Annotated in this window: 10 protein-coding genes; 4 read left to right on the top strand and 6 right to left on the bottom strand. The window is 72.4% G+C overall.

Going from position 1 to position 10,927, the window contains the following annotated elements; all coding sequences use genetic code 11:
• Positions 1 to 150 precede the first annotated feature (150 nt).
• On the bottom strand, positions 151 to 846 hold the full coding sequence (locus ACFUK0_RS07170) for an alpha/beta fold hydrolase (protein ID WP_380247082.1): 696 nt from the start codon (positions 844 to 846) through the stop codon (positions 151 to 153).
• Between the two features lie 86 nt (positions 847 to 932).
• Here ACFUK0_RS07170 and ACFUK0_RS07175 point away from each other — a divergent pair, with 86 nt between their 5' ends.
• Positions 933 to 1,508: a TetR/AcrR family transcriptional regulator gene (locus ACFUK0_RS07175; RefSeq protein WP_380247084.1), complete on the top strand. Its 576-nt coding sequence runs from the start codon at positions 933 to 935 to the stop codon at positions 1,506 to 1,508.
• Positions 1,509 to 1,586: 78 nt separating this feature from the next.
• A complete protein-coding gene (locus ACFUK0_RS07180; protein WP_380247086.1) occupies positions 1,587 to 2,075 on the top strand; it encodes a MarR family winged helix-turn-helix transcriptional regulator in 489 nt (162 codons plus the stop codon).
• Between the two features lie 135 nt (positions 2,076 to 2,210).
• On the opposite strand, the gene ACFUK0_RS07185 is transcribed toward ACFUK0_RS07180, so the two are convergent.
• The 5 genes from ACFUK0_RS07185 to ACFUK0_RS07205 form a co-directional block, all read right to left on the bottom strand.
• Entirely contained in the window at positions 2,211 to 2,819 is a 609-nt protein-coding gene (locus ACFUK0_RS07185; protein WP_380247088.1) for a TlpA family protein disulfide reductase, read from the bottom strand.
• Positions 2,820 to 2,952: 133 nt separating this feature from the next.
• Positions 2,953 to 3,930 carry an anti-sigma factor RsbA family regulatory protein gene (locus ACFUK0_RS07190; RefSeq protein ID WP_380247090.1) on the bottom strand — a complete coding sequence of 326 codons (978 nt, stop codon included), beginning with the start codon at positions 3,928 to 3,930 and terminating at the stop codon, positions 2,953 to 2,955.
• Positions 3,927 to 4,823 (bottom strand): MEDS domain-containing protein, encoded by an 897-nt coding sequence (locus tag ACFUK0_RS07195; protein WP_380247092.1) that lies wholly within the window; start codon positions 4,821 to 4,823, stop codon positions 3,927 to 3,929. The genes ACFUK0_RS07190 and ACFUK0_RS07195 overlap by 4 nt, the downstream gene beginning before the upstream one ends.
• Before the next feature lie 238 nt (positions 4,824 to 5,061).
• Positions 5,062 to 7,413, bottom strand: a complete 2,352-nt coding sequence (locus ACFUK0_RS07200; RefSeq protein WP_380247094.1) for a chitobiase/beta-hexosaminidase C-terminal domain-containing protein — start codon at positions 7,411 to 7,413, stop codon at positions 5,062 to 5,064.
• A 967-nt stretch (positions 7,414 to 8,380) separates the two neighbouring features.
• The gene (locus ACFUK0_RS07205) at positions 8,381 to 8,755 is read right to left on the bottom strand and encodes a hypothetical protein (RefSeq protein WP_380247095.1); all 375 of its coding nucleotides are present in this window, start codon (positions 8,753 to 8,755) and stop codon (positions 8,381 to 8,383) included.
• A 182-nt stretch (positions 8,756 to 8,937) separates the two neighbouring features.
• On the opposite strand from ACFUK0_RS07205, the gene ACFUK0_RS07210 reads away from it, so the two are divergent.
• Positions 8,938 to 9,468, top strand: a complete 531-nt coding sequence (locus ACFUK0_RS07210) for a GNAT family N-acetyltransferase (protein ID WP_380247097.1) — start codon at positions 8,938 to 8,940, stop codon at positions 9,466 to 9,468.
• A 534-nt stretch (positions 9,469 to 10,002) separates the two neighbouring features.
• Positions 10,003 to 10,785 carry a glucosamine-6-phosphate deaminase gene (locus ACFUK0_RS07215; RefSeq protein ID WP_380247099.1) on the top strand — a complete coding sequence of 261 codons (783 nt, stop codon included), beginning with the start codon at positions 10,003 to 10,005 and terminating at the stop codon, positions 10,783 to 10,785.
• The last annotated feature ends 142 nt before the right edge of the window (positions 10,786 to 10,927 follow it).

The following is a 10,927-nucleotide window of genomic DNA, read 5'->3' on the forward strand; positions in this document are numbered from 1 at the left end:
CCCGAACGGCACCGGAGCCACCGGCTGCTGATGCCCCCGAAGGAGAGTGCGAGGCCTGAGCCGCAGCCCGGGCGTTTCCCGTGGTGGGGACTCCTCGTGGGCCCCGGCCGCAGCCCGTACGGGTCAGGCCCGGCGCGTCGGCGGCTGCCGTCACAGGTCCAGCAGCAGGTCCCGGACTGCGGCGGGCCGGGAGAGGAACGGGTGGTGGCCGGCGTCGAGCTCGACCACGCTGCCGGCCCGGCGGGCGAACTCGCGCTGCAGGCGCGGCGGGGTGCCCCCGTCCTGGGCGCAGACGAGGTACGTCGAGGGCACCTGCTGCCATGCGGCCGCCCCGACCGGCTGTCCGGTCACCCGCAGGCTCTGCCGGGCGAGATGCTCCGCCGCCTGCGCCCGGACCTCGGGGTCGCAGTCCTGCAGGAACGTGTCCACCAGCAGCTCGGGGCGGACCCCGAAGGTGCCGGCGTCAGGATCGACGTCCAGGAACGGGGCGGGGCCGCCGTCCCCGAACTCCGACAGGCTCTGCCCGACCTCGGGCAGGTAGCTGGAGACCAGTACCAGGTGGCGTACCGCCCCGACACCGGCGGCGGCCTCCGCAGTGACGATGCCGCCGTAGCTGTGGGCGACCACGACGGTCGGCTCCGCACTGTCCAGCAGCACCTGCCGCACCGCCGCGACGTCCTCGGCGAGCCCCGGACCGCCGGCGCCGGCGGGCAGGTCCGTCTCCCCGCAGCTCGGCAGCGCGGGTGCCACGCTCAGCACCCCTCGCTCCTTGAGCAGTCCGGCGGTGCGGTGCCACCACCACGACCCGTCCCGCACGCACGCCCCGTGCACGAACACGACTCTCATGGCTGCCCTCCACGTCTGCCTCGACGGCCTCGACCGCCTTTCGGTCAACGGTAGACGTAGCCGTCGTTACGGGAAAAGATGGCGACATGGGCAGACGACCGCAGCCGGACATCAAGAACAGGCTGCTCGACGCCTGCGCCGATCACGCCCTCGCGCACGGCCTCCCCGACCGGCTCGAACCGCTGGCCACCGCCACCGGCACCTCGGCCCGCATGCTGATCTATCACTTCGGCACCCGCGACGCCCTGCTGCGGGCCGTCCTCGGGCACGCGCGCCAACGCCAGCTCGACGCGTTCGGCGACCTCCTGAAGGCGCGATCCGACGAGCCCTACACCGCCACCCTGGACCGCGCCTGGACCTCGATCACCGGTGTGGACGGGCGGCCGTACCTGCAGATGTTCGGCCAGCTGCGGGAGAGCACGGTGCAGCAGTTGTGGCCCGGCTTCCGGCGCACCGCCACGACCGACTGGCTCGGGCCACTGGAGGACGGCCTGCGCAGCATCGGCCGGCCGGAGCTGGCGACGCTCGTCCTCGCCGTCATCCGGGGTCTCCTGATGGACCTCGACGCGACCGGCGACACCGCCCGCACCGACCGGGCCTTCCGCGACTTCCTTGCCGCGGTCGAGCCCCGCCCCCGACATGCGGCGGCGTCGGGTAGCTAGCGCCGCGTCGCCCGCGCCGGCCACGGGAGCAGATCGTCCTGCTGCGGAACCATCTGGTTCCTGTCGTACTCTGGCGGCATGAGCACTCCTCCTCCCGCCCGTGCGGTCCGCGATCTCACCGGCATGCTGGTGCACGCCGCGCACGTGATGAACACCCGTCTGTCGGCCGCCCTGGCGGAGGTGGACAGTTCGCCGCGGGCGCACTGCGTCCTGCTCCACGCGATGGAGGGGGAGCAGACGCAGGCGCGGCTGGCGGAGATCGCCGGCCTGGACAAGACCACGATGGTCGTGACCGTCGACGAACTGGAGCGGGAGGGCCTGGCGGAGCGGCACCCGTCCAGTACGGACCGGCGCGCCCGGATCATCCAGGTGACCCCGGCGGGGGCCGAGAAGGTGCGGCGGGGGGCGGAGATCGTTGACCGCGTGCACGCCGAGGTGCTGGACTTCCTGCCCGAGGGCGAACGGCAGGCCTTCGTCGGCGCGCTGACCCGGCTGACCGAGGGCGAGCTGGCCAGGGCGGCCGAGTCGGACAAGCCCGTGCGACGGCGCCGCACCACGCAGAAGTAGCCGCCCTCCACCCGCAGAACGTCCAGCGCTACGGCGCCGCCCGCACCGGACCGGCCGTGCTCCCCGCCGCCCGCACCGTCCCACTGCTTGCCCGCCACCGGCGGCTTCGGGCACCGCCCGGGCCGCCCGGGGCAATCACTTCGGCTGCTCGGCCAGGACCGGCGCGAGCATCGCTTCGAGCTTGTCGCTGCCCAGCGCCTTCATCGAGCGGGCCGCGAGCCTGCCCTCGCGGTCGATCACGATGGTGGTCGGGATGAACTTCGGGTTGAGGCTGCCCTTGGGGAACTTGAGGATCTGGGTGCCGTCCGGGTCGTACAGGCTGGGGAAGGTGACACCCTTCTCCTGCTCGAACCGGATCGCGTTCCTGGCGTCGTTGTCCCGGGTGTTGATGCCGAGGAACTGGACGCCCTGGTCCCTGTACCTGTCCCAGATCCGCTGCACCTCCGTCGCTTCGGCCCGGCACGCCCCGCACCAGGAGCCCCACAGGTTGAGCACCACGACCTTGCCCCGGTAGTCCGAGAGCGAGACCTTGGCGCCCTCCAGGGTGGTGCCGGAGATGTCCGGCGCGTCCTGGCGGTGGCCGGCCGCGGCGACGTCCGGCGCGCCGCCCTTGCCGATGATGAAGCCGGTCTGCGCGTCCGTGCTGCCTGATGATCCGGACGACGAGCAACCGGTGAGGACGAGCGCGGCAGCGGCGGTGACGGCTGCGACGAGACGGAGGCGGGGGCGCAGGGTGCCAGACATGTGAAAAGTTTCGCATGGCGGCCCGGGCAGGTTCCGAGGGGTCAGGACACCTGCACCGAAAGCCTGTTGACCTGCCATCGAGCTGTGCCTGCCGGTCCGGTCACCTTCGGGCCGGACCGGTGGAGCGGTCCGCTCAACTCAGGTTCAGGTGCAGTCGTACGCTGGTTCCGCCCTCGTGGGTGTGGATCTCCACCAGGTCGCACAGCTGGCGCACCGTCCACAGGCTGTGTCCGCGTTCCTGTGCCGGGTCCGGCGGGAGGTAGCCCGCGTACCAGTCGGCGGCGGCCGGGCCGGGGTCGGTGATGTCGCACACGAGGCGATGGCCCGTGCGGCTCAGGGTCACCTGCCCGCTGCCGCCTCCGTGCTGGACGGCGTTGGTGGCGACCTCGTTGACGGCGAACACCAGCCGCTGCGTCCCGGCGGGGGACAGGCCCAGTGCGCTCGCGGCCCGGGCCACGAAGGCCCGCGCCGGGCCCAGGTCGGCCCCGAACCGCATCGTGCTCCGCGTACCCCCCGCCGGGCCGCCGTCGAGTCGCCGCTGCCATGCTCCGTCCGGCGCGGTGGGGGCGAGGTAGTGGTCACTGGCCTGTGCGGCCGGGCCGGTCAGCAGGTGCGGGTGGGTGCGCCGGGCGTCGGCGACCACGGCCTCGGGCAGAGCCCGTGTGTCGTAGGGGCACACGATCCACGCCGGACAGCTCGCGAAGGCGATGTTGATCGCCGCCTCGTAGCGGGTCCACTCCGCGGTCTCCGTCTCGTCGCGGCCGTGCCACACCGGCTCGCCGATCACCCGCACCTGCCGGTGCCGGCCCTTCGCCGTGTGCCGGCCGACGTAGCGGTAGTAGTCGCCGAGGGTGCGGCCCGGAGCCCGGTACCAGTCGTCGGCCGCGACGAACTCCACCTGCGCGGCCGCATCCCCCAGGGCCTGACGCAGCAGGTCGGTATTGGCCGGGGTGGTGACCGCCAGAACGGCGTCGCCGTCGTGCAGGCCGTCCAGGCAGAACGGAGCGGTCGCGGCCAGGAACTCCTCGTCGCTGCCGTAGACCAGACCCTGGTGGGTCAGACCCGCGCCGGGGCTCTCCCGGTGTGCAAGGGGTGTGCGGACGTCGCTCATGCCTCGGCCCCCCGGGCGCTGACGATCAGGGACGGCTCGTGGTCCCAGCCGACCAGGCTGATCACCTGGCACAGCAGCGGTGCCAGGTCCACCACGTGCAGCCGCCGGCCTGCGGGCAGGCTGCTCGCGGCGTGGGCCAGTGCCCGCACCCCGGCCAGGTCGATGAACTCCAGCTTGCCCATGTCCACCCACACGTCCCCCGTCCACCGGAGCGCGGTCTTCTCCAGCGCGGAGGCCAGCGCCGCGGTGGTGCGGTAGTCCACCGTGCCCACCACGTGCAGGGCCGGCTGCCCGGCGCGGAATCCGGGCACCAGCCGCAGCAGGGCGTCGCTGTACAGCTCGCCGAGTTCCACCACGCCCGTGTGGCAGCGCTCGGCGGTGCTCAGCGCGGCGGAGTCGAAGCGGCGGGCGTCGTACTGGCAGATCGCCGAGGCCGGCTGCCCGGCGAACACCGCGTTCACCTTCGTCTCGTACTCCGGCAACTGCCCGGAGCCGGGCACCTCCCGCAGCGCCCAGTCCATCTCGCCACTGACCCGCAGGCCGGTGAAACCGGCCGTCAGGGAGCTGCGGACCTCCTGCCGCAGGGCGGTGACCATGGCGTCGGCGTCGAACGAACCGGCTGCCAGGTAACCGTCGGCCGCGGTGGTCACCTGAAGCTGTCCGCGCGCCAGTGCCGGTCCGGGGTCGACCCCGGCCGCGCCCAGCCAGTCCAGGATCTGCGGGGGAGCGCAGCGGTCGGCGAAGTACAGCACCCGCTCGCCGCGTTCCAGACCGTCCGACAGGTACGTGGTGACGACCCGGCGCTGCTCGGCGTTGTCGGAGAACGCCAGGCACAGGTGGTCACCGTGGCCCACGCCCTGGACCTGGCGCATCCTGCCTGCCTGCGTGATCACCTGAACCCCAACACCCTCACCGACCGGCGTCACCGGCCGAATGAAACAGATCTTCGACCACTCTAGCCCGGACCGATCCCCCGGATGGCGGGCGAGGTGGGCGGGCCCGGCCGGGCGGCGGTCACCGGCCGGCGGCGCCCGCCCCGAGACGGTGCCGCCCCCGCGCGGAAGGGCGCGGGAGCGGCACGACGGCCTGCGGTGCGGGCCGGGTGGTCAGGTCAGGTCAGGTCAGGTCGGCTCACGGGTACGACACCACGTTGACCGGGCTGGTCCCGGTGGGCGTGACCGCCCCCGTGTCGTTGATGACGTGGGTGATGGTGCCCTGGTAGTTCAGCGAGACGGTGAGCAGCGAGTGGAAGCGGACCCCGCTGTTGTTGGGCACCTCGAAGGCGTGGTAGTTGGCCACCGCGGGATTGACGTTGAAGTAGCAGTAGCTGCCCACGCCCCACGCCTCGTGGCTGGTGACGTTGGCACCGACCTTGTAGGCGGCGTAGCCGTTGACCGAGGCGGAACTCTTCCAGGCCGCCTGGTTGGGCACGTCGTAGGGGTTCTCGTTCTGGAAGAAGATGGTGCGGCCGCCCTGGCCGTTCCAGATCACCTCGTACTTCTGGTAGTGCTCGACGAACAGGCCGGTGGCGAGGACGTTGTTGCCGTTGACGACCAGGCCGGTGTCGGCGGTGTTGGTCGTCCAGCCGATGGTCCCGGCGTTGCCGTGGTCGGCGCGCCAGGCCCAGATGTGGTCGATGACGGTGTTGCTGCTGTTCACCACGAGGCTGTTGGTGGCCTTGCCGGCGAGCTGGCCGCCGATCCGGAAGAACACGTCCTGGACGGTGGTCGGGTTGGCGGCGTGGCTCGCGGCGGAGCCGGACGGGCCGACGGTCAGCAGCGCCTGGGAGTTGACGGTGCCGGCGTCGAAGAGCAGACCCTTGATCCGGACCCCGTCGACATCGGCGACCTGCACGGCGTTGACGCCGTTGTCGGGGACGAAGGTCGGGTAGCCGATGCCGAGGACGACCGTGTTCGCCCGGGTGACGTTGAGCGTCTGGTTGAGGTGGTAGACACCCGGGGTGACGAACAGGTTGCAGCCCTGGGCGAGCGCGTTGTTGATGCTGGCGGCGGTGTCACCGGCCTTGACCACGTAGAACTGGCTCATCGACAGGGAGCTGCCGGGGGTGCTGCCGCTCGCCCAGCTCGGGCCCGACGCGTTGGTGCGCAGGCTCGGCAGGAAGACCCGGTAGCGGTTGGAGCCGTCGACGTACAGGTACGGGACGTCACGGGAGACCGGCGTGGTGGCGAGCACCGTCTCGGGCGGTGCGGGGAAGGTGTTCGCCGGGGCGCCCTGCACGCCGGAGAAGACCATGTTCCACACGCCGCCGTCCCAGCTGCCGAGGCCGCTGTCCCGGGTGTACCACTGCTGCTGGGAGATCGACGCCATCTGACCGGTGACCCGGCTGTCGGCGACGTAGCCGCCACTGGCCCAGCCGTAGCTCGCCGGGTACAGGGCGAGGTTCCCGTGCACGTCGATCCGCCGGAACGGGGCGGCCTGCGCCACGGCCCAGCGGTTCGTGCCACCGCCGGGGTTGATGGTGAGGTTCTCGGCGCTGCGCCAGAAGTTCTGGGTGGCGTTGCCCGCGTCCGAGGCGTTGAACGCGTCGACGGTGATGTTGCCGTTGATGGTCACCTGGCCGGGCTCCTGGCCCAGGCCCGCCACCGAGGTGTAGAAACCGACGTTGTCATTGACGTTGTACGTGCCCGGCTTGAACAGGTCGGCCACCCGGTTGGAGCTGAACTGCGCCGACTGGGTGTCCTTCATCTGCTCGAAGTGGGCGTCCAGCTGAGCCTGGATGCTGGCGGCGGACATGCTGGGGTCGTAGATGTGGACATTGGGCCCGAAGTCGGGCGTCTCCGACTGCACCGGGCAGCTCGTCTGGGTGCCACCGATGGTGTAGACCGCCGTGGCCACCGGGGAGTCGGCGAGGCCGGACGCCTGGGCGAAGGCCTTGACGGTGCTGCTCGCGGTGACGCTGATCGGCCCGGTGTACACCGGGGAGCTGCCGGTCGGCGTGGAGCCGTCACGGGTGTAGCGGATGGTCGCCCCGGCGGTGGCGTCGGAGATCGTCACCGTCTGGGCCGTGGCGTACTGCCCGCCGGCCGGGCTGAAGCCCGGCTGCGCCGCCTGCCCGCCGGTGCTCCCGCCCTGGGTGTAGCTGAAGTGCGGCGTGTCGTACTGCGGGCCGCTCTTCTCGTAGGTGAACCAGTAGTCCAGGACGTTGCCGGTGACGAGGCCGCTGACGGTCTGCGTCCAGGTGCCGGATGCGTTGGCCATCCGGACGTTCTGCTGGTTGGCCGCGTTGACCAGGTAGTGCACGTCGACGTAGAGCGCCGGCGTGGTCGGGGTGAAGGAGATCAGCGCCTGGGTGCCGCTGGTGGCGCTCACGCTCTGGGTGTAGTCGGGCGACGCGGCGGCGGCCGTACCGGCCAGCGGCGTCACACCGAGGACGCCGAGCAGTAACGCCAGGACGGCGAGCAGCAGCGGGACGGAGTGGGCGCCCTGCCGACGGGCGCGCGGGAGAGTTCTGTGATGCGTCATGCGGTGGTGGTCCTTCCTGGTCACGGCGGTGCGGGGTGTGCAGGGGCACGGGACGTCGCCGACCGGCCCCCGGCGGGGTTGGTCCGGTCGGAGTTCGGGACACGGGCGGGCGCCGCCTCACGGGCGCGGTCGCGAGGCGACGGCACCTGGTCGACGGGACCTGGTCGACGGGACCTGGTCGGTGGCTCGTGGTCGGTGGCTCGTGGTCGGTGGCTCGTGGTCGGTGGCACGTTCAAGGCGGCACCTGGACGGCGGCACGTTCACGGCGGGACGTTCGAGGCGGGACGGCGCCCCCGGACGACGGGGTGCCGTCGGCGTCAGGGGCCGCTCGCAGGTCGCCGGGTACGGCGGCCGCACGGCGTTTCGGTCCTGGCCCGGGGCGCGGTGAATGAAGGCATGGCCTTCCCCTTCGTGGCGTGCATCGCTGCGCCAGGCACTGGCGGGGAGCCGTGCGGACCGGGGTAGGGCAGGAGGCGGTCCGGACGGGCAGCTCCGCAGCGGCTCTGCGGGCCTGAACAGCGGTGTGGGGGCGAGCGGGGGGGTGGGGGTGCCGGTGGGCGCGGCGTGGGGTGCGCCGCGCGCCGTGAGAGCGCTCTCAGTTCCAGGACGGTACCAGGAGCCGATGGGACGGCCAAGGGGGAGCGCAAGAATGAGGCCGACCCTGGCATCTTTCAACTCCCGTGCAATGCAGGGAACCTGACCCTATGCACACGCACCGGGCCGCCCACGGGCTCCACCCGGGAATCAGGCCCCGCCCGGGCACGGCCGAAGGCTCCTCGCGTCCCCCCACTGCCGTGCCCTGGTGAGCCGCCGTGCCGCGAAGCCTGTGGGCCTCGCCGAAGAGAGCGCTTTCATTCATTCCGGGCGGACAGGCCGCCGGCGGGGCGTCAGCCGGCGGAGCGTCTATCGGCCGAGCGTCAATCGGTCCAGGACTCGGCCCGGCGCCGTTGCGCCGGCGCGCCCTCCGTCACAGCGGGGTGAGGATGTCCTCGTGCGCCCCGTCAAGGACGAAGCCGTTGTCGAAGCGGACCCGGACCGTCACCCGCGTTCCCTGCTCCCGGTGCGCGGCCCAGTGCGGTCCCAGCACGGCGATCTCCGCCTCCAGCCGCTTCCGGCTCGCCTCCGGCATGGTGTGCCCGTAGTCCTCGAACAGCGCCTTGAGCCGCTGGTACTCGCGGACTTCGCTGCTCTCGGGGAGTTCCCCGTCCACCCGCTCGACGGTGCCTTCGATCCCGGCTCCCAGGGAGAGGAACGCGACGACGGCCCCGGGCTCCCCGGCGACCGCCTCACCGATCGCCAGGTCCTCGGCCAGCCTGACGCGTCCGCCTTCCTCCAGGGCCATCCCCGTCCACTGCCTTCCGTCGGTCGTTGCCGCCGGCACAGCCGGCCTGCGGTCCCGGCCATTATCCCCGACCCGATCACGAAGGGCCCCGGCGGTCCGCCGGGATCGGCGGCGGCAACGACCAGGCAGTTCCTGGACCCCGGGCAGCGGCCCGCCCCGCCCGACCTGTCTAGGCTTCGGGTGTGAACGACACCATGCACGGCCTTCGTATCAGACCGGGAGTCCTGGCGGACGCACCGTTCGTGCTCGGCATGCTCGACTCCGCAGTGCTCTGGATGAACGGGCGCGGCAACACGGAGCAGTGGGGCACGACACCGTATTCGCAGAAGCCCGGCGGGGTGGCGCGGGTCGAGCGGTACCTGACCGAGAACACCCCGTACGTCGCGGAGCTGGACGGAGCCCCGGCCGGAGCGCTGGTGCTGGACTCCGGCCCCAGCCCGCAGCTGCCGATCCCGCCGGCCGGGGAGCCCGAGCGGTACGTCCGGCTGCTGGTCTCCGACCGGCGGCACGCCGGCCGGGGCATCGGGGCGGCGCTGCTGGCCCATGCCGCCGAGGAGACCGGGCGGGCCGGCGCGAAGCTGCTGCGGGTCGACTGCTGGGCGGGCGGCGGGGGCGAACTGGTCGCGTTCTACGAGCGCAACGGCTTCACTCCCACCGATCGCTTCCTCTCGGAGGACTGGCCGGGCCAGGTGCTGGCCCGCCGGGTCGGCTGACGGCGCGGCCGGCCTCGTGCTGTTCCGTCGGGACGGACGTCCGTACGTCCGTACGATCACCGTCCGTACGGCGGCACCGGCTCGGCCGGGTTCTCACGACGTTGCTCCGAAGCGGTGCGCCGGGTCTCGGCTGGGTATGTCCTCAGGAGGGATTCTTCGGCTGGGCCTGGTGGGGGTGCCATGGACGGTGAACGTCGCTCAGCCGGCGTGCGGTCGCCGGAGATCGTCGGCTTCGGGGCGTTGAACGTGGACTACATCGCGAGCGCCTCGCGGCTGTCCGCGTCGATGGCCGAGCAGGTGTCGGAGATCGGCGGGCGGCCGCGCGCCCGCCGCCCGCCGTACGGCGTGACAGGGGTCGGCGACGGCCGGGTCCACGGGCAGGTGTGCCTGCGCGCCGCGCGGTCCCGACCGGTGTCGGCGTCGGCCTCGGCCCACGCCCCTGGACGCGAAATGGACCCGGAATGGACGCGGGGGAGGGATTCACGACAGAATGGTCTAGACCTCTAAGTTGAGTCCAGAAATGGTGGAGCCAGTATGGAAATCGTGATCGTGCCCGACGCCGCCGCCGGAGGCAGCCTCATAGCCGCAGCGATCGCCGATCTGCTGACTGCCAAGCCCGATGCCCTGCTCGGTGTGGCCACCGGCTCCACCCCCACCCCGATCTACCGGGCGCTCGCCGCCCGGGTGGAGGCCGGGACCCTCGACGCCTCCCGTGCGCGGATCTGCCAGCTGGACGAGTACGTCGGCCTCCCGGCCGGCCACCCCGAGTCCTACCGCTCGGTGGTCCTGCGCGAGGTCGTCGGGCCGCTCGGCCTCTCCGAGGCGTCCTTCCTGGGTCCGGACGGCAATGCGGAGGACATCGCCGCCGCGGCCGTGGACTACGACCGCGCGCTCGCCGAGGCCGGCGGTGTGGACCTCCAGCTGCTCGGCATCGGCACCGACGGCCACATCGGCTTCAACGAGCCGTGCTCGTCGCTCGCGTCGCGGACCCGCATCAAGACCCTGACCCGGCAGACCCGCGAGGACAACGCACGGTTCTTCGACAGCCTCGACGAAGTCCCGCACCACGTGCTCACCCAGGGCATCGGCACCATCCTGGAGGCCCGCCACCTGGTGCTGCTCGCCACCGGCGAGGCCAAGGCCGAGGCCGTCGCCCTCGCCGTGGAGGGTCCGCTGTCCGCGGCGGTGCCCGCCTCGGCCCTGCAGCTGCACCCGCACGCCACCGTCGTGGTCGACGAGGCGGCGGCCTCGCGGCTCAAGCTCGCGGACTACTTCCGGGACACGTACGCCGCGAAGCCGACCTGGCAGGGCCTCTAGAAGTCCGGGGAAGTCCTCGGTGGGCCCCGGGCCGGCGCCCCGGGGGGGGGGGGGGGGGCCGCCGCCCCCCGGTGTTTAACCGGCCCGGCGGGGGGGGGGGGGGCCCGGGGGGGAACCGCAAACAAACCCCCCGGCCCCGCAG

The organism is Kitasatospora sp. NPDC057223 (assembly GCF_042669755.1).
Taxonomy (GTDB): Bacteria; Actinomycetota; Actinomycetes; order Streptomycetales; family Streptomycetaceae; genus Kitasatospora.